Source organism: Streptomyces sp. NPDC057565, from assembly GCF_042801455.1.
GTDB lineage: Bacteria > Actinomycetota > Actinomycetes > Streptomycetales > Streptomycetaceae > Streptomyces > Streptomyces yanii.
Genome location: NZ_JBHVFU010000004.1, coordinates 177,818 through 196,055, shown reverse-complemented (window position 1 = coordinate 196,055; position 18,238 = coordinate 177,818). Strand labels below are relative to the sequence as shown.

16 protein-coding genes and 2 tRNA genes are annotated in these 18,238 nt (G+C 70.2%); 14 read left to right on the top strand and 4 right to left on the bottom strand.

What is annotated here, in order from left to right; all coding sequences use genetic code 11:
• The first annotated feature begins 11 nt into the window (after positions 1 to 11).
• Positions 12 to 1,142 carry a hypothetical protein gene (locus tag ACFU8W_RS10965; RefSeq protein WP_384034669.1) on the top strand — a complete coding sequence of 377 codons (1,131 nt, stop codon included), beginning with the start codon at positions 12 to 14 and terminating at the stop codon, positions 1,140 to 1,142.
• Here the strand turns inward: ACFU8W_RS10965 and ACFU8W_RS10960 are convergent.
• Positions 1,087 to 2,193 carry a M48 family metallopeptidase gene (locus ACFU8W_RS10960; RefSeq protein ID WP_384034666.1) on the bottom strand — a complete coding sequence of 369 codons (1,107 nt, stop codon included), beginning with the start codon at positions 2,191 to 2,193 and terminating at the stop codon, positions 1,087 to 1,089. The genes ACFU8W_RS10965 and ACFU8W_RS10960 overlap by 56 nt on opposite strands.
• Positions 2,194 to 2,303: 110 nt before the next feature.
• On the opposite strand from ACFU8W_RS10960, the gene ACFU8W_RS10955 reads away from it, so the two are divergent.
• The 7 genes from ACFU8W_RS10955 to ACFU8W_RS10925 all read left to right on the top strand — a co-directional run bounded on the left by ACFU8W_RS10955 (position 2,304) and on the right by ACFU8W_RS10925 (position 6,467).
• Positions 2,304 to 2,456, top strand: coding sequence for a hypothetical protein (locus tag ACFU8W_RS10955; protein ID WP_266985753.1), 153 nt, complete (start codon positions 2,304 to 2,306; stop codon positions 2,454 to 2,456).
• Positions 2,457 to 2,540: 84 nt separating this feature from the next.
• On the top strand, positions 2,541 to 2,702 hold the full coding sequence (locus ACFU8W_RS10950; RefSeq protein WP_266985755.1) for a hypothetical protein: 162 nt from the start codon (positions 2,541 to 2,543) through the stop codon (positions 2,700 to 2,702).
• A gap of 38 nt (positions 2,703 to 2,740) precedes the next feature.
• Positions 2,741 to 3,358: a nicotinate-nucleotide adenylyltransferase gene (gene nadD / locus ACFU8W_RS10945; protein WP_266985757.1), complete on the top strand. Its 618-nt coding sequence runs from the start codon at positions 2,741 to 2,743 to the stop codon at positions 3,356 to 3,358.
• A gap of 19 nt (positions 3,359 to 3,377) precedes the next feature.
• Complete coding sequence (locus ACFU8W_RS10940) at positions 3,378 to 5,057, top strand: LCP family protein (RefSeq protein ID WP_384034662.1); 1,680 nt, start codon at positions 3,378 to 3,380, stop codon at positions 5,055 to 5,057.
• 115 nt (positions 5,058 to 5,172) lie between these two features.
• On the top strand, positions 5,173 to 5,604 hold the full coding sequence (rsfS, locus tag ACFU8W_RS10935; protein WP_384034659.1) for a ribosome silencing factor: 432 nt from the start codon (positions 5,173 to 5,175) through the stop codon (positions 5,602 to 5,604).
• Positions 5,601 to 6,254, top strand: coding sequence for a histidine phosphatase family protein (locus ACFU8W_RS10930; protein WP_345518501.1), 654 nt, complete (start codon positions 5,601 to 5,603; stop codon positions 6,252 to 6,254). The genes rsfS and ACFU8W_RS10930 overlap by 4 nt, the downstream gene beginning before the upstream one ends.
• 140 nt (positions 6,255 to 6,394) lie before the next feature.
• Positions 6,395 to 6,467, top strand: a tRNA-Ala gene (locus ACFU8W_RS10925).
• A gap of 92 nt (positions 6,468 to 6,559) precedes the next feature.
• Here the strand turns inward: ACFU8W_RS10925 and ACFU8W_RS10920 are convergent.
• The gene (locus ACFU8W_RS10920; protein ID WP_345518503.1) at positions 6,560 to 7,360 is read right to left on the bottom strand and encodes a helix-turn-helix transcriptional regulator; all 801 of its coding nucleotides are present in this window, start codon (positions 7,358 to 7,360) and stop codon (positions 6,560 to 6,562) included.
• Between the two features lie 228 nt (positions 7,361 to 7,588).
• Between ACFU8W_RS10920 and ACFU8W_RS10915 the strand changes: the two genes are divergently transcribed.
• The 3 genes from ACFU8W_RS10915 (at position 7,589) to ACFU8W_RS10905 (ending at position 9,696) form a co-directional block, all read left to right on the top strand.
• Positions 7,589 to 9,079 carry an MFS transporter gene (locus ACFU8W_RS10915; RefSeq protein ID WP_384034656.1) on the top strand — a complete coding sequence of 497 codons (1,491 nt, stop codon included), beginning with the start codon at positions 7,589 to 7,591 and terminating at the stop codon, positions 9,077 to 9,079.
• 184 nt (positions 9,080 to 9,263) lie between these two features.
• The gene (locus ACFU8W_RS10910) at positions 9,264 to 9,497 is read left to right on the top strand and encodes a hypothetical protein (RefSeq protein WP_345518357.1); all 234 of its coding nucleotides are present in this window, start codon (positions 9,264 to 9,266) and stop codon (positions 9,495 to 9,497) included.
• 126 nt (positions 9,498 to 9,623) lie between these two features.
• A tRNA-Ala gene (locus ACFU8W_RS10905) sits at positions 9,624 to 9,696 on the top strand.
• Positions 9,697 to 9,774: 78 nt separating this feature from the next.
• Here the strand turns inward: ACFU8W_RS10905 and ACFU8W_RS10900 are convergent.
• Positions 9,775 to 11,352, bottom strand: coding sequence for an NADH-ubiquinone oxidoreductase-F iron-sulfur binding region domain-containing protein (locus ACFU8W_RS10900; protein ID WP_384034653.1), 1,578 nt, complete (start codon positions 11,350 to 11,352; stop codon positions 9,775 to 9,777).
• Complete coding sequence (locus tag ACFU8W_RS10895; RefSeq protein ID WP_384034651.1) at positions 11,349 to 12,674, bottom strand: hypothetical protein; 1,326 nt, start codon at positions 12,672 to 12,674, stop codon at positions 11,349 to 11,351. Before ACFU8W_RS10895 ends, ACFU8W_RS10900 begins: the two co-directional genes overlap by 4 nt.
• Positions 12,675 to 13,081: 407 nt before the next feature.
• Here ACFU8W_RS10895 and leuS point away from each other — a divergent pair, with 407 nt between their 5' ends.
• From leuS to ACFU8W_RS10880, 3 genes are all read left to right on the top strand, one after another.
• Positions 13,082 to 15,955, top strand: coding sequence for a leucine--tRNA ligase (leuS, locus tag ACFU8W_RS10890; protein ID WP_384034648.1), 2,874 nt, complete (start codon positions 13,082 to 13,084; stop codon positions 15,953 to 15,955).
• Between the two features lie 157 nt (positions 15,956 to 16,112).
• Entirely contained in the window at positions 16,113 to 16,862 is a 750-nt protein-coding gene (locus tag ACFU8W_RS10885; protein WP_345518365.1) for a hypothetical protein, read from the top strand.
• 230 nt (positions 16,863 to 17,092) lie between these two features.
• Entirely contained in the window at positions 17,093 to 17,938 is an 846-nt protein-coding gene (locus tag ACFU8W_RS10880) for a DegV family protein (RefSeq protein WP_266985775.1), read from the top strand.
• Positions 17,939 to 18,238: the final 300 nt, after the last annotated feature.

Below are 18,238 nucleotides of genomic sequence, written 5' to 3'. Positions count from 1 at the left end.
ACTCTGAAGGTATGGCAGGGAGTGGAGGCCCGCCCGAGGGGCTCCCCGGTGGCGGCGAGGACGAGTACCGATCCGTCGTCTTCGACGAGTCGTTCGTCCGCGCTGCCCGGCTCCAGGAATTCTCCGCCCAGGAGCGCATGGGCGAGCACGCCCGCGCCGTACGCAGCCTCCCCGCCCGGCACCTGCGCACCGGCTCCCGGGCCGTCCTGGCCCTCGTCGTCCTGATAGCCCTGGCCTTCGCTGCGGCCGTCTACATAGGCTTCCGGCATCCGTACCAGGCGCCCGCCGGCCGACGGGCCGAGGCACTGCGCTCGACCGTCATACCCCTGGCGCCCCGCGGCACCGTGCCCGGCGGCACGGCCGCCGCTCTCTTCGCCACCAGCCCCGCCGCACAGTTCCGGGCAGGTGCCTCAGGCATCAACTTCCCGATGGTCCGGCGGACGGACAATTTCTCGGAGAGCCAGGTGATCACCGCCCTGACCACGGTCAAGGACTACCTGGTCGCGTCCTCCCTCGACCCCGACGTCCTCACCGGCCGCGCGGTACGGCCGGTGGAGCTCCTGCTCGACCCGGACCAGGTGAGCCAGTTCGCCCGGAGCATGAGCCGACCGGACGACGACGGGCAGCACGCCGCGGCCGGCTGGCTGGTGCGGTTCGACCCGGCGAAGGTGGCACTGGCCGACCCGGGCATCCGGGTCCAGGGCACCCTCGCCTACTCGGAGGAGGGGTCCGACACCCTGGAGGTGGTGTCGGACCACACCTTCACGTACGCCCTGCGCCCGGCCGTCTCCGGCCCCCAATCGGCAGGTGGTGTCTCCCTGTTCACCGTCCGGCGCGAGCTGCACTTCCGCTTCGACCGGGAGGACCTGCGGCTGCACCGGCTGGAGCTGCGGACCAGCTACGTCCAGGCCGGACCGCAGGCCTGCTCGGCCGACACGACCGGCGCACTGCGCCCGCTGCTCGCCGGCCAGCGGGCGGAATCCCGCGGACCGGCGGGCACCGACCCGTACGCCACGGGCAGGCCCGCTGCGGCGCTCTGCGGGACGCTGGAGCTCAGCGCCCACCCGTCCCGGGCTCCTGTGAGCTCTAGCTCTCCGGGTCTTCCGGCCCCGACTGCCGGGTCTCTTCGGAGCCACCCGTAGCGCCCCCCTTGCCGGCCGAGCCGCCGCCGGTGAACTTGTCGCGGAGCTTGCCGCCCAGGTCCCCGGCGCCGCCCGCTATGTCGCCGACGAGCTTCATCAGCGGATCCTTGCTGGTGCGCACCGAATCGGCGTAATGCGAGGCGGACTCCCGGAACGAGTCCGTCACCGAGGTGTCCTTGTCCTCGTCTCGCCGTGGGTAGTGGCCATCCATGATCCGCTGGTAGTCGCGGCTCTCGGACCACTTCTTCAGCTCGGCCGCGCGCACCGTGGTGAACGGGTGGGAGCGGGGCAGCACATTGAGGATCTTGAGCACGGAGTCGCGCAGGTCGCCGCCCTTCTCGTACTCGTCCGCCTGGGCGAGGAAGGCGTCCACGTTCATCTCGTGCAGATGGTTGCCACCGGCGATCTTCATCAGGCCGCGCATCGACGCCTGCAGATCCTGGCCGACCAGCAGTCCCGCCCGGTCCGCGGAGAGCTCCGACTTGCGGAACCACTCGCGCAGCGCCGTCACGATTGCCATGATCGCGACATTGCCGAGCGGAATCCAGGCGACCTTCAGTGCAAGATTGGTGAGGAACAGCAGAATCGTGCGGTACACGGCGTGGCCGGAGAGGGCGTGTCCCACCTCGTGGCCGACGACCGCCCGCATCTCCTCCTCGTCGAGCAGCTCCACCAGCCCCGTCGTCACCACGATGATCGGCTCGTCGAGACCGATACACATGGCATTGGGCTTCGGGTCCTGGGTGACGTACATCGGCGGGACCTTCTCCAGGTCCAGGATGTAACAGGCGTCGCGGAGCATGTCGTTGAGATGGACGAACTGGGCGTCGCTCACCCGGACGGAGTCGGAGAGGAAGAGCAGCCGCAGACTGCGCTCGGGGAGCAGTCCGCTGAGAGCCTTGAACACGGTGTCGAACCCGCTCAGTTTGCGCAGGGCCACCAGGGCCGAGCGGTCCGCCGGGTGTTCGTAGGCCCGGGACGAGATGCCGGCGAAACGCCTGCGCTGCCTGCTCGGCACGTTCTCGTGACTTGTGTGGCTGCTGTCGGTCATGGATGGGCCCCCTGTTCGTACGAGACGTCGCTCGCCCCCTGGCACATCCCAGCGTAGGTGCTGGGGCTACGGTGTGCGGGGGGCTGTGGATAACTGAGGAGACGCCCAACATGCCGCACACCGTTGCTCTGCTCGCCGCCGCATCCGAGGACCAGGGCCCGGGCAACACCCTCCGGATCGTGCTGCTCGCCTCGCTCATCGGCGCGGCGCTGCTCGCGTGGTTCCTGCTCCGCGGATACCGCAACGACGACAACAACGACTGAGTCGGCGTGAGCGTGCCGGGAGCACCCGCATACGATGTCCGCGACGTCTTCCTTCCGACTCCCGATCGATAGGTCCTGCCGAAGATGAGCCTCACAAGCACCGCGCACCAGCTGGTCACCCTCGCCTCCGAGGGCGGCGAGGGTGGCAACCACGAAAGCCTCAACCCGTACCTGACCGGTGGCGGTGCGTTCGTCGTGCTGCTGCTCCTGCTGTGGATCACCACCCGCTTCAACCGCGACCGCTGAGGCCGAGGCGTACAGCTGTGCCAGTAGGCTCTGCACGCATGGGAGAGCAGGAAGTGCCTACTGGTGCCGCAAAACGCCGACTCGGCGTGATGGGCGGGACGTTTGACCCGATTCATCATGGACACCTGGTGGCGGCCAGCGAGGTGGCCGCCCGGTTCCACCTCGACGAGGTGGTGTTCGTCCCGACCGGGCAGCCGTGGCAGAAGAGCCACAAGAATGTGTCCCCGGCCGAGGACCGCTATCTGATGACAGTCATCGCGACGGCGTCCAACCCGCAGTTCTCGGTCAGCCGCAGCGACATCGACCGTGGCGGACCGACGTACACGATCGATACGCTGCGGGACCTTCGTGCCATCCACGGCGACGCGGACCTCTTCTTCATCACCGGCGCCGACGCGCTCTCCCAGATCCTCACCTGGCGGGACGCCGAGGAGCTCTTCTCGCTGTCCCACTTCATCGGTGTGACACGGCCGGGGCATGTGCTCACCGACGCCGGGCTGCCGGAGGGCGGTGTCTCCCTCGTGGAGGTCCCCGCGCTCGCGATCTCGTCCACGGACTGCCGTGAGCGGGTCGCCCACGGGGATCCCGTCTGGTACTTGGTGCCGGACGGCGTGGTCCGATACATCGACAAGCGCCAGCTGTACCGCGGCGAATGAGCCACGGAGAGGGGGAGCGGTGAACGACCGACAGAACCCGTACGACCCGTACTACCAGCAGCCGCAGATCGTCGGCTACGACGAGTACGGGCAGCCGGTGTATCAGCAGCCCGGGCAGCACCAGGAACAGCAGCCGCAGCAGTACGACCCGTACGCGCAGCAGCAGGGGCAGCAGGGGTACGGATACGACCCGTACGGCGGGCAGCAGTCTCAGCAGCCGCAGCAGTACGACCCATATGCCTCCCAGCAACAGGGCTATGGCTACGACGGGTACGGCTACGACACCGGCCAGCAGCCGGCCGCGGTCGACACCACGGCGCAGTGGAGCATCCCGCAGCAGGCTCCCGCGCCCGCACCCGAATCCGCCCCGCAGCAACCGGAACCGCAGTCCGGGTTCGACTCCGAGCCCGAGCCTGCCGTTCCGGAGCAGCGCCGCTCGGACCGCGAGTACGGCACCGGGCAGTTCTCCTTCATCGAGGAGCCCGACGAGGACTCCGAAGACGTCATCGACTGGCTGAAGTTCACCGAGAGCCGCAGCGAGCGGCGCGAGGAGGCACGGCGACGCGGCCGCAACCGGATGGTCGCGCTCGTCGTCGTGGTGGCCCTCGTCGTCGTCGGCGGTGTCGGCTACCTCTGGTCCGCGGGCAAACTCCCGGGCCTCGGCGGCTCGGAGAAGGAGAACACCGCGACGACGGGTCCGCAGCAGCGCGATGTCATCGTGGTCCATTTGCACAACACGAAGAAGGGCGGCACCTCCACGGCGCTGCTCGTCGACAACGTCACCACCAAGCAGGGGACCATGGTCCTGCTCCCCAACTCGCTCGCCGTCTCCGACGACGAGGGCAACACGACCACCCTCGGCAAGTCCGTCGACGACGACGGTTCGACCGGCACCCGCGAGTCGATCGACACGCTGCTCGGCACCAAGATCTCCGGTACGTGGCGCCTGGACACCCCGTACCTGGAGAACCTTGTCGACCTGGTCGGCAACATCGAGGTCGACACCGACACCGATGTGCCCGACACCAAGAAGGACGCGTCCCCCCTCGTGAAGAAGGGTGAGGCGCAGACCCTGAGCGGGCAGATGGCCGTCGCGTACGCCACCTACCGGGGTACCGGTGAGGCCGAGGCGAAGCAGCTGATGCGGTTCGGGCAGGTCATGCGCGGCGTGCTGCGGAAGATCTCGGACGATCCGAAGGCCGCCACCGTCACTGTGCAGACGCTGGCGCAGATCCTCGACCCGTCGCTGCCGGAGAAGGACCTCGGCGCGTCCCTGGCGAAGCTCGCCGAACACGCCAAGATCGGCGACTACAAGACGGCGCTGCTGCCGGTGCAGGCCGACGGAACCCTGACCGACGCGGCCACCGAGAGCGTCGTCAAGGACATCCTCGGCGGCACGGTGAAGGCACCGGACCAGGACGCGGCCGTGCGGGTCGGGGTCAGGAACGGCACCGGGAACGCGGGCGGTACGGAGTCCGCCCGGATCGCACTGGTCAACGGTGGCTATGCCTTCGTCGGCGGCGGCAACACCGGCATCGAGGCTTTGTCCGAGGTCCTCTACCGCGATGCGGCCGACAAGGAGAAGGCGACCCAGGTCGCCAAGACCCTGGGCCTGCCGGTGAGCGCGGTGAAGCGGGGCAAGCCTGCCGCGAACGCGGATGTGTCCGTCGTTCTCGGTCAGGACTACAAGATCAAGTAGTCGGGCTCCATGTCCTGGACGATCTCCAGGAACGATCTTCAAAAGATCGCTGCGTGGGCTGTCGGCGGTCCGTGAGACCCTAGAGGTTGATCTGACCGCCGACGAAAGCCTGCTTGTGACCGCCACGGACCGCTCCATCGAGCTCATCAACGCCGCCGCTCAGGCGGCCGCCGACCGGCTCGCGCACGACATCATTGCGTACGACGTCAGCGACGTTCTGTCGATCACGGACGCCTTCCTGCTGGCCTCGGCCCCCAACGACCGCCAGGTCAAGTCGATCGTCGACGAGATCGAGGAGCGGCTTCAGAAGGAGCTCGGGGTCAAGCCGGTGCGCCGTGAGGGCGACCGCGACGCCCGCTGGATCCTCCTCGACTACGTCGACATCGTGATCCACATCCAGCACAGCGAGGAGCGCGTCTTCTACGCGCTGGAGCGCCTGTGGAAGGACTGCCCCGAGATTTCGCTGCCCGAGGACGCCGTCAGGACCCGAGGGAAGGCCGAGGAGCACGCCCAGCTCACCGGCGGCATGGAAGGTGACCAGAGCTGAACGGCAGCAGCAGCGGCAGGGGCCGCAGGATCGTCCTTTGGCGACACGGCCAGACGGCGTGGAACCTGGAGCGCCGATTCCAGGGCTCCATGGACATCGAGCTCACCGAGACCGGCGTCGGGCAGGCCCACCGGGCCGCCCGGCTGCTCGCCTCGCTGAAGCCTGATGCCATCGTCGCCTCGGATCTGCGGCGGGCGGCCGCCACGGCCGCCGAACTCGCCGCGATCACCGGGCTCGACATCACCCATGACGCGGGACTGCGCGAGACGTACGCGGGTGCCTGGCAGGGCCTCACCCACGACGAGATCGTCGAGCGGTACGGCGAGCAGTACGCCGCGTGGAAGCGGGGCGAGCCCGTGCGGCGCGGCGGCGGCGAACTGGAGACCGAGGTCGCCGACCGGGCTGCCCCCGTCGTGCTCGATCACGCCGCCAAGCTGCCCGACGGCGGCACGCTCGTCGTGGTCAGCCACGGCGGCACCATCCGCACCACCATCGGGCGGCTGCTCGGCCTGGAGGCGCGCCACTGGGAAGGGCTGGGCGGGCTCTCCAACTGCTGCTGGTCGGTGCTGGGCGAGGGCGCGCGCGGCTGGCGCCTGCTGGAGCACAACGCAGGCACCCTGCCCGAACCCGTGCTCGGCGACGATACCTAGGACGTCTCTCCGGGGCGCCTCACGGCGGTGCTCGGAGGCCCTCGCCGGGCGGCGTCGGCGGGATTTCACTTTCTGGCTGGTCACAGGCTAAAGTTCTTCTTGTTCGCAGCGCGGAAACGCAGGGAAATACAGCGAACAGCGGGGCTATAGCTCAGTTGGTAGAGCGCCTGCATGGCATGCAGGAGGTCAGGAGTTCAATTCTCCTTAGCTCCACAATCAAGATCCCGTCCCCGGCAGGGGGCGGGATCTTCGCGTTCCCCCAGGCGTTCCAGGATCCGTCTGTGTTCCCGCACGCGTGCCGCCACTCACCCTTGGCGGCGTCGGCGCAGCGCCGCGACCTGCTCCGCGCTCTCCTCGTCGGCGGGTGTGTACGCCACGATCCGGCACTCCGGAAGCCCGTTGATGGACAGTGACACCGACGTCATCCGTATCTCGCGCTCCGTCGCCCAGTGACGGAACGTCTTCACCCGCGGACCCGGCGGGGCGACATCCCCGCTCCGCCAGAGCTCGGCGAAGTACGGACTGGCCGCGGAGAGTCGCTCCACCAACGACTCCCAGGCCGGCTCGCCGGTATGGCGCCCGTAGGCCCCGCGCAGCGTCGCCACCATGATCGGCAGCTCCTGGGTCCGGTGCACGACCGGGCAGTCCTCCTCGGCCACCGTGAACAGCCCCCACAGCACGTTCCGTATCCCCGACTCCGTCAGCGCGGGCACGTTGAACAGGTCGAGGTAGGCGGCGTTGGTGGCGAGGACGTCGTACCTCGTGTTGTAGACGACCGCGGGATGCGGGTCGAGGGCGTCGATGATGCCCTGGATCTCGGGGCCGACCTCGATCGTGTCGGCCTGCCTGCCCGGTGCGTACGCCACCTCCGCCAGCTGATAGAGGTGTTCGCGCTCGGGGCCGTCCAGTCGGAGCGTCCGCGCCACGGCGTCCAGGACCTGTGGTGAGGCATTGATGGGGCGGCCCTGCTCCAGCCACGTGTACCAGGTGACACCGACCCCGGAGAGCTGGGCGACCTCCTCGCGGCGCAGGCCCGGAGTGCGGCGGCGCAGGCCCGGCGGCATGCCCACGTCGGCGGGCGTCACCCGTGCCCGGCGACTGCGCAGGAAGGCGGCGAGCTCCGACCGCCGACGACGGGATTGATGTCGGCGCCGGGAAGGCCGGTTCGGGGCCGGATTTCGCTCGTGGTCCTGCGTGTTCTGAGTGTTGTGCTGTGTCGTCACCGTCGTCACACCCCCATGGTCGGTGCCGCGGAGCGGAGTTGCCAGGTGCTGCCAGTACCAGCATCAGCGGGCTCTCGTTACCCGTATGAGGCCGGCGGCACGCTTCGAGTCATGACATCGACATCCGAGGCAACTCCACGTTCCGTACCCAGTAAAGACGGCACCACTGACAACGGCGTCACGGACGGACGTCCCGGCCGGCTGCTCGCCCTGGTCCTGGCCGCCCAGTTCATGGCCCTGCTCGACACCTTCATCGTCAATGTCGCCGCCCCGACGATCCGAACCGAACTCGGCGCCTCCGGTGCCGGGTTACAGCTCGTCGTGGCCGGTTACACCATCACGTACGCCGTTCTGCTGATCACCGGCGCGAGGCTCGGGGGCCTGCTCGGCCACGGCCGTGCCCATCTGGCCGGGCTCACGGTCTTCACCGCCGCCTCACTCGCCTGCGGACTGGCCGCGGACACCGGACAGTTGATCGCCTTCCGGCTGATCCAGGGGATGGGTGCGGCGGTGATGATTCCGCAGGTGCTCAGCCTGATCCAGCGGCACTTCACCGGTGCGGCGCGGATCCGGGCTCTGGGTGCCTACAGTGCGGTGCTCGCCACCGGCGCGGCCGCCGGGCAGGTCGTGGGCGGGGTGCTGGTCAGCGCCGACCTGTTCGGGGCGGGTTGGCGGCCGGTCTTCCTGGTGAACGTACCGATCGGGCTGGTTCTGCTGGGGCTCGGCCGACGCGTGCTGCCACGCGAACCGCGTGCGGGGCAGGCCAGGGAGGAAGCGCGGGCCCGCGGGCTCGATCTGCCGGGCCTGGTCCTTCTCACCGCCGCCGTCACGCTGTTCGCCGTGCCCCTCGTCCTCGGGCAGGAGTTGGACTGGCCGGCCTGGTCCTGGGTCTGCCTGCTCGCCTCCGTCGTGTTCTTCGCCGGGTTCGTCGCGTACGAGACGCGGCTGGCCGCGGGCGGCGGCGCACCCCTGATCGCCCTCAGGGTGCTGCGTATTCCCGGAATTGCTTCGGCAGCGCTGCGGATTCTGCTGGTGATGGCGATCAACGCGGGCTTCCTCTTTGCGATGACGCTGCACGTCCAGGGCGGTCTCGGCTACTCGGCGCTGCGTGCCGGGCTGATGTTCGCACCGACCGCGGTGGCCTTCGGTGCGGTCGGGCTGACCTGGCGCCGGTGGCCCGCGGGTCTCCAAAGGGTCCTGGTTCCGGGCGGGTTCGTCCTGGTGGCCGTCGCCTCGGTGGGGGTCGGGCTGGTGATGCGCGACGGCGGGGACGGTGGATTCATGCTGTATGCGGCTTTGGTCGCCATGGGGATCGGCATGTCGCTGGGATTCAGTCCCCTCCTCACGCGTGCACTGGCCAACGTGCGACCCGAGGACGCCGCCGACGCGAGTGGTGTGCTGGTGACCGTCACCCAACTGGGTCAGCTCATCGGTGTCGCGACGTTCGGCACGCTGTACCTCAACCGCCTTGATGCGCCAGGGGCGCACGGGTTCAGCCATGCGCTGTGGGTGTGCGCCCTCGCGCTGTCGGCGGCCGCGATCGTGGGCGTGTCGATCGGTCTCGTGAGGCGTCGGCAACGGGTCGATTCTCAGCAGGGCTGACCCCCTTGCGGGGTCATGGCAGAATCGGACCGCCGGAGGGGGCGACGGACCGAACGGGAGGGAGCGCGCGATGCCTGCGAGCCGCCACGAGGTCGCGGACCTGCCCCTTGTTCCCGGAGTTCCCGAAGAGAACGGCGGAACCTCCCGCATGCGCACAGCCCGCGGCCACGGCCGGAGCTGATCCATGGGTGCACACAGGCGGAAGTGCGACTGGTGCGGCAGCGGTACGCCCATTGTCCGGGACATGGAGCCGATCAATGCCGAGTACCAGTACTGGTGCGAGGAGTGTGCGCGGGCGCTGATCATAAAAGGCGACCCGATCGAGACGTACCGGGAGCTGGAAGGTGAGCCGATCTACGGACGGCTGCTGGAGGAGCACTGCACCCTGAAGCGCTTCTACTCCTTCGCGACCGCCTGAGCGCCGCGTCACACAACCTTACCGAATTGGGGCAAATCGTTTCTTGTGGGAATCGATTTGGTGGTGGGCCGGGGTGACCGTGTAATGTTCTCGATGTCGCCAGGGAGACCGGGCGGAACACAGCACGGGGCTATAGCTCAGTTGGTAGAGCGCCTGCATGGCATGCAGGAGGTCAGGAGTTCAATTCTCCTTAGCTCCACAGGGAAGTAACAGGAAGCGGGTCATCCGAATCGGATGACCCGCTTCCTGTCTGTGCGGGTCAATTGTGGTCGGCACGTCAACTGCGGCCGCTGCCGAGAGCCTTCCGGCCGACGCCCGGCGGCAGCGCGGGTCGCTCCGCGGGCGGCTGTTCGATGCGGAGTGCCAGCGCCGGACACCGGCGCACGGCTCGCTGTGCGCGTCCCCGCAGATGCATCGGAACCGCGGCGTCCGCGAGCGCGGGATAGCCGTCGGGGCCCAGTCTGATCAGCTCCGGGACGATGTCCGCACAGAGCCCGTGGCCCTTGCAGAGCGTCCAGTCCACCGCCAGCTTCTCGCCGCTCGGGATGGACTCCTCCAGGTCCTGGTAGCCGGGCGCGGGCAGCGGAAGCACTCCGAGCGTCTCCCGGCCGCAGCCGCCGTCCAGGACATGGGCGGCCAGATCGTCCGTGAACGCGGAGAGGGTCGAGGTCAGAAAGCGGGCCGACCCGTCCGGATGCTTGCAGGCTCCCCGGCCCTTGACCGCCTGGGTCACCTCGCGCAGCGCCTCCAGGGCCGCGGGACCGCCGCCGTTCAGTACGTCGGAGAGTCCGCCCGCAGCGGCAGGCAGCCCCAGCTTGCAGGGGCCGCACTGGCCCGCTGTCTCGGCGGCCAGCCAGTTCGCGATCCGCAGTGATTCCCCGATCGGGCAGGTCTCGGGCCCGATCGGCAGGATCGCGCCCGCGCCCAGCGCGCCGCCCGCCGCCGCCAGGGACGCCCGGGAGACGACGGCGTCGTGCGTGGCCATCGCGTCGATCCAGGTGCCGTGGTAGCCGCCGGTCAGCACGCCCTGGGGCAGTGGTGGTGCCCCGGCCAGCTGCAGCACGTACCGCAGGGGCACACCTGTGGGCACCTCGATGACCATCGGGCGCGAGACGGCGCCGGAGAGGGTGAGCAGCACCGTGCCGGGCTCGTCGGGCAGGCCGGTGTGCCCGTAGCGGCGGGGACCGATCCGGGCCGCGACGGCGAGCTGCGCGTACGTCTCCGCGTTCGACAGCAGCGTCGGGGCGCCGGCGACTCCCGACTCCGCGGCCCGCTCGCGACGGCCGGGCGGCAGGGCGGGTCCGCCGCCCGCCGCTCTGATGACGGCCGATGCCTCGCCGGAGACCATCCGCTCGGGCGTGCGCACCACGCGTGCCCGCAGTTGCTGTCCGCGCCGGTCGGACAGGCCCCGCTCGGCGAGGGCGGAGCGTATGGAGATCTCCGTCGAGTTACGCGTGACGGCGACGATCAGCGTCCGGGCGCCGAGCGCCTCGGCCGCCAGGAGGGCGCCGTCCAGGATGAGGTGCGGGGCGCGGTTCAGCAGGACGGTGTCCTTGCGGCAGGCGGGTTCGCCCTCGCTTCCGTTGATCACGACGACGGGGCGCACCCCGCGCCGGATGGCCGCCTTGGCGACGGCCCGCAGCTTCTTTCCGAAGGGAAAGCCCGCACCGCCCCGGCCGCGCAGCGAGATGGTCTCGGCCAGCTCGGCGAGCCGCTCTCCGGTCATCGGTTCCAGCGGTCCGTGCACCTTCAGATGCATGGCGAGGTCGAGCCGCTCCACCAGGTCGAATCCGGTGGTCAGCTGGGGGAGGCCGACGACGCGGACTTCGGGCACGTCGGGGAGGGGGAGGTTCACGGTCGGTCTCCTCCGGGCGCCTGCCAGGGTTCTCCGGCAGGGGGTGGATAGAGCGGCCCCGGCAGCGGCGCGGTCTCGTCGACGGCGGGCGGCGGGCCGGTGGGCACATCGGCCGCGTACGGGTCGTACGGATGCTCCTGGGCGGGCTCGTACGGGGGGCGGAACGACTGGGTCTGTGTCTGGGCCGGTGGTGCGGGTGACGGGGCGGGCCAGCGCGCGGACGGTTGCCGGGGGCTGGGCCCCGGCACCGGGACCGCGGTCCCGGCGGCCCGTGAGACCGCCCGGTAGGCAGCGGACATCCCGGGGCCGGGGCCTGTACGGGCGGGTCCGCCGGCCGGGTCCAGGTCGACGCGCTCGGAACTGCGGGGTGGCGCCTCGTACAGCGGCGCGGCAGGCGCGGAGAGGGGCGCGCGCGGGCGGTCGAAGGACGACGGCAACGGGGTGCCGAACGGGTCCTGTCCGAGCCCGTCGCGGCCCGTGCTGCCGTAGGCGCGCTCGTCACGGATCAGCTGCTCCCGGCCGAGATCCTCCCGGCTGAGCGTCCCCCGCCCGGCCGGAGCGGCGCGCGCGGCGCCGGGCAGCAGGGTTCCGCGGAGCACCGGGTCCGGTTCGGAGGCGAGGGCATCCGGCTTGACCAGAGCGGCGATCAGCTCGCTGATCCGGCGCTTCAGCGGGGGCGGCAGCTGCCGCAGGCACAGGGCGGCGGCCACCGCGAGCAGCGAGAGGCTGTACATCACGACGACCCAGGTCGCGGGCGGCCGGCCCGCGTACAGCCCGTGGATCAGCGCGGCGCACCACGCCGGGTAGGACAGTGCGTGCAGGGCGCGCCAGCGCCCCGCTGTCCGGCCCGGGGTGGCAAAGGCGCTGCGCAGGGCGCCGGTCGCCGCGGCGACCACCATGAGCAGTCCGGCCAGTGAGCCGAAGCCGATCAGCCCGGCCGTCCCGCTCACGCCGAGGCCGAAGGGGACGAGGGCGCCGAGCAGCGCCACATGTCCGAGCGCGACCTTCACGGTGACATGGAGGAGCAGGAAGCCCAGCGAGGCGGTGGCGGTGGCCCGGTGGATGCCCTGGCCGAGCAGTCGCTGCCGCGAGGACAGGAACAGCCGGTCGGTGGCGATCAGGCCCCAGGCCACGGCTGCGGTGAGCGAGACCAGCGACAGGACACCGGTCGTGAAGTCGAGTGCGGCGCGCAAGTCGTCGCTCCCTGCGACGGCGAGCAGAGGGATGAGAACCAGCACGGCGGCGGTCAGACCGCCCTGTACCGGGCGGCTCGCTCCGGCGCTCGAGGTGGGGGATGAGCGGATCTTGCGATGAGGGTTCATGGGGGCGACTCCGAATGGTTCGGCAATGCGGTCCCGTTGCCGCATGCTAGGTCGCTCCGTACCGGCCAGTACGAGGTTTGAGCGGTTGCCCCGATAGGGGGCGTTACGCGGAGTAACCCCCGCTTCCCGGGCGTTCCGCCGTGGCCCCGTGCGTGCTCCGCCGCCGCCTCGCCGGTGCCCCGGCCGTCCGCCGTCGTCCACGGAGCGGAATCGTCCGGCTGCGCTCCGGGCCCGTGCGGTACCCTGACGCCATGCGTGCCGTACGCCTTCTGCTTAGCGGGCCGCGCTGATCAGTCCCGACCGGTGTGAATGCCTGGTTGGAATCGGCGCGGCGTCCCCTCCTGTGCGAGGGGCTTTTTCGTTTCCGTAAGCGCTGGCAGATGACGATCGATGGAGCTTTGAGGATCATGAGCGAGACGAATTCCGCAGTCGACGTGGCTGCGCCGCACCGCTATACGGCGGCGATGGCCGCCGACATCGAGGCACGCTGGCAGGACTTCTGGGACGCCCACGGCACGTACGAGGCACCGAACCCGACCGGCGACCTGGCGGGCGATGCGGAGCTGGCCGCCAGGCCGAAGAAGTTCATCATGGACATGTTCCCGTACCCCTCGGGTGCGGGCCTGCACGTCGGTCACCCGCTGGGCTACATCGCCACCGATGTCTTCGCCCGCCACCAGCGCATGACCGGGCACAACGTGCTGCACACCCTGGGTTTCGACGCCTTCGGCCTGCCGGCGGAGCAGTACGCCGTACAGACCGGTACGCATCCGCGCGCCTCCACCGAGGCCAACATGGTCAACATGAAGTCCCAGCTGCGCCGGCTGGGTCTGGGCCACGACAAGCGCCGCTCGTTCGCGACGATCGAGGCGGAGTACTACAAGTGGACCCAGTGGATCTTCCTGCAGATCTTCAACTCCTGGTACGACACCGAGGCGGACCGGGCCCGGCCGATCGCCGACCTGGTCGCGCAGTTCGAGAACGGTGAGCGCCCGACCCCGGACGGCCGCGACTGGAGCGGGCTGAGCGCCGCCGAGCGCGCCGATGTCCTGGGCGAGTACCGCCTGGCGTACGCCTCCGACGCCCCCGTCAACTGGTCGCCGGGCCTGGGCACCGTGCTGGCCAATGAAGAGGTGACGGCCGACGGCCGTTCCGAGCGTGGCAACTTCCCGGTCTTCAAGGCCAAGCTGCGCCAGTGGAACATGCGCATCACCGCCTACGCCGACCGGCTGCTGAACGACCTGGACGGGCTGGACTGGCCCGAGGCGATCAAGCTGCAGCAGCGCAACTGGATCGGGCGTTCCGAGGGCGCGCGCGTCGACTTCCCGGTCGACGGCGCCGGTGACATCACCGTCTTCACCACGCGCCAGGACACCCTGTTCGGTGCCACGTACATGGTGCTGGCGCCCGAGCACGAGCTGGTGGAGCGGGTCATTCCGGCCGCCTGGCCCGAGGGCACCCACCCGGTGTGGACCGGCGGACACGCGTCCCCGGCCGAGGCCGTCACCGCGTACCGCAAGCAGGCCGCCGCCAAGTCCGATGTGGAGCGCCAGGCCGAGGCCAAGGACAAGACCGGTGTCTTCACCGGCGCGTACGCGACCAACCCGGTCAGCGGCGAGAAGGTGCCCGTCTTCATCGCCGACTACGTCCTGATGGGCTACGGCACCGGCGCGATCATGGCCGTACCGGCGCACGACGCGCGCGACTTCGCGTTCGCGCGCGCCTTCGAGCTGCCGATGCGCTGCGTAGTCGAGCCGTCGGACGACCGCGGTACGGACACCTCCACGTGGGACGACGCGTTCGCCTCGTACGACGCGAAGCTGGTCAACTCCGCCAACGAAGAGATCTCGCTGGACGGCCTGGGTGTCGTCGACGCCAAGGCGAAGATCACCGAGTGGCTGAAGGCGAAGGACCTGGGCGAGGGGACTGTCAATTTCCGGCTGCGTGACTGGCTGTTCAGCCGCCAGCGCTACTGGGGCGAGCCCTTCCCGATCGTCTACGACGAGGACGGCATCGCCCACCCGCTGCCCGAGTCGATGCTGCCCCTGGAGCTGCCGGAGGTCGACGACTACTCGCCGCGCACCTTCGACCCGGAGGACGCCGACACCCAGCCCGAGACTCCGCTGTCCCGGAACGCGGACTGGGTCAACGTCACGCTGGACCTGGGCGACGGCAACGGCCCGAAGAAGTACCGCCGCGAGACCAACACCATGCCCAACTGGGCCGGTTCCTGCTGGTACGAGCTGCGCTACCTGGATCCGAACAACGACCGGAAGCTGGTCGACCCGGCGATCGAGCAGTACTGGATGGGGCCGCGCGAGGGTCAGCCGACCGGTGGTGTCGACCTGTACGTGGGCGGCGCCGAGCACGCCGTACTGCACCTGCTGTACGCCCGCTTCTGGTCCAAGGTCCTCCACGATCTGGGGCACATCTCGTCGGCGGAGCCGTTCCACAAGCTGTACAACCAGGGCATGATCCAGGCCTTCGTCTACCGGGACAGCCGCGGCATCGCGGTCCCGGCGGCCGAGGTCGAGGAGCGCGACGGCACGTTCTACCACCAGGGCGAGAAGGTCAGCCGCGTCCTGGGCAAGATGGGGAAGTCCCTGAAGAACGCCGTCACGCCCGACGAGATCTGCGCCGAGTACGGGGCGGACACGCTGCGTCTGTACGAGATGGCGATGGGCCCGCTGGACGTGTCGCGTCCGTGGGACACGCGCGCCGTCGTCGGCCAGTACCGACTGCTGCAGCGGCTGTGGCGCAACATCGTCGACGAGGAGACCGGTGAGGTCACCGTCGTGGACACCGAGCCCGGCGAGGACACGCTGCGCGCGCTGCACAAGGCCATCGACGGTGTCGGCCAGGACATGGCCGGGATGCGCTTCAACACCGCCATCGCCAAGGTCACCGAGCTGAACAACCACCTGACCAAGGTGGGCGGCCCGCTGTCCCGGTCCGTCGCCGAGCGGCTGGTCCTGCTGGTCGCGCCGCTGGCGCCGCACATCGCCGAGGAGCTGTGGCGCCGACTGGGCCACACCGAGTCGGTCGTGCACCAGGACTTCCCGGTCGCCGATCCGGCGTACGTCGTGGACGAGACCGTGACCTGCGTGGTGCAGGTCAAGGGCAAGGTCAAGGCTCGGCTGGAGATCTCCCCGTCGATCTCGGACGAGGATCTGGAGGCGCTGGCCCTGGCCGACCCGGCGGTGGTCGCGGCCCTGGACGGGGCCGGGATCCGCAAGGTGATCGTGCGGGCGCCGAAGCTGGTCAACATCGTCCCCGCGTGACGGGCCGGGTCTGCGGCTGACCGCCGGTTGTCGTACGGCGGTGTGAGGGCTTTCCCCTACGGGCAGGTTGGGGGTTCCGACGGAACCCGCGGCCTGCCCGTTCCGTTTACGGTTGAGGGGCCGGTACTCGCCGGCCGAATCGACATCGAGGGGCGTCATGGAAGCCGTGATCCTGATCCTGGGGCTGCTCTTTGTCGCGTTCGTGGCCCTGGGCGTCTATGTGAGCGTCAAGGCCATCGGCGCGGCGAAGCGCGGCGTGGACCGCACGATCACGCAGGCACGCCGCACCGTCGAGGACACCACCCTCCGGGCGAAGAGCTATGGCCAGCCGGGTGTGGCCGGTGAGCTGGCGCAGCTCCGGCTCACGCTGCGCACGTCGATGCGGGCCACACAGGAGGCGCTGCAGACAGGGGTGGCCGAGGACGCCTCGCTGTCGGAGTCGCTGGGGCTGTTCCAGCGGCTGAGCGTCCACGGGCGGGAGCTCGACGAGGAGCTGAAGCGGTTGGAGCGCGAGCCCGACCGGGCGACGGTCGCCTCGCTGCTGCCCGGGCTGAAGCAGCGCACGCAGCGGATCACGCACTCCGCGGAGTCGCTGCGGTGGGCCGCGCGCGACCGGGCACGGCGGTTCGCCGACGACGATCTGGCGGCGCTGAACACGCAGATCGACGTGGAGGCGGGGGCCTTGCGGCACTGGACGGTGGAGGAGCCCATGGAGTCTTCGGCGGGGGCGGACGCCCGGACCGACGGGCGGGCCGGCGCCGGTGCGGGGGCACGCCCGGGTGGGGACGGCAGGGCGTGGAATGCGCCGGTCGGCGAGGAGGGGCCGGAGGCGCTCACGGCTCGGGATCCTCGGGGGCAGACGGGCTATCCGTGGCAGAAGGCCACGCGGCCCGAGACGACGAACTGAGGCGGCGGGGCGGATCCGACCGGGGCCTTCGGTCAGGCATATGGGCGGTTGTGGGCACGGTACGCACGTGTGCGGGGCGTCGGGCCCGGGCGTGCCGAGGCGTGCGGCCGTCGCGTCAGGCTCGAACCGACGTGACGGGGGTGGCAGGATGCGCCCTGAAGCGATCGGATGTGATCACTCGCTCGGGGGCGGACTGCCGAGCCACCGCCTCGGCGGGTAACCTCCCGCTCATGTCCCGCCATGTCGCGATCGTCACCGATTCCACGGCCCACCTGCCGCCCCAGACGATGGAGCGGCATGGCATCACCGCAGTGCCCCTGACCGTCGTCCTCGGCGATCAGGCGCTGGAGGAGGGCACCGAGATCTCGGCCCGCTCCCTCGCGCTGGCGCTCCAGAAACGACGGCCCGTGACGACATCCCGGCCCAGCCCCGAGGTCTTCGCCGCGGCGTACCGGGCGGCGGCCGAGGCGGGCGCAGCCGGCATCGTCTCGCTGCACCTCTCGGCCGAGCTCTCGGGTACGTACGATGCCGCGCTGCTCGCCGCGAAGGACGCTCCGGTGCCGGTGCGGGTCGTGGACACCGGGATGGTGGCCATGGCTCTGGGATTCTGCGCCCTGGCGGCGGCGGAGACGGCAGAGGGGGGCGGCAGCCTGGACGAGGCGGTCGCGGCCGCCGAGAAGCGGGCCGCGGGCACCTCCGCGTACTTCTACGTCGACACGCTCGACTATCTCCGACGCGGTGGACGCATCGGCGCGGCCCAGGCCCTGTTGGGGTCGGCGCTCGCGGTGAAGCCGCTGCTGCAGCTGGACGGCGGCCGGATCGAGCTGCTGGAGAAGGTGCGGACGGCCTCGAAGGCGATTGCACGGCTGGAGGAGATCGTCGTCGAGCGGGCGGGCACGGGCCGGGTGGACATCGCCGTGCACCACTTGGCGGCGCCCGAGCGCGCCGAGCGACTGGCCGAGAGGCTGCGCGTGCGAGTCCCGGGACTGGCCGAACTGCATGTCAGCGAGGTGGGTGCCGTGATCGGTGCGCACACCGGCCCGGGGCTGCTGGGAGCAGTGGTTTCGCCGCGTTGATCTCACTCCTGGGAGCGAGCGAGATATCCACAACCGGTCGGTTGTCCACCGGATATGAGCCTGCTCAGCGGGTTCGGGCACATGTGCCTAGCGTCATGAGGCATGGCTCCCCGATCACATCGTGCAAGCAGCGGAAGTGGACCCGGCCGCGCTGCGGCCTCGGACGTGCGGGACCGACGCAGGCCCGGTGCGGGCCAAGGCGTTGATCCCGGTTCTGGACCCGGTTCCGGACCCGGGCGGCGACGGCCTTCGCGGGGGCGCGCCGCCGTGGTCGCCGCCGCTTCGCGGCGACGTGCGGAC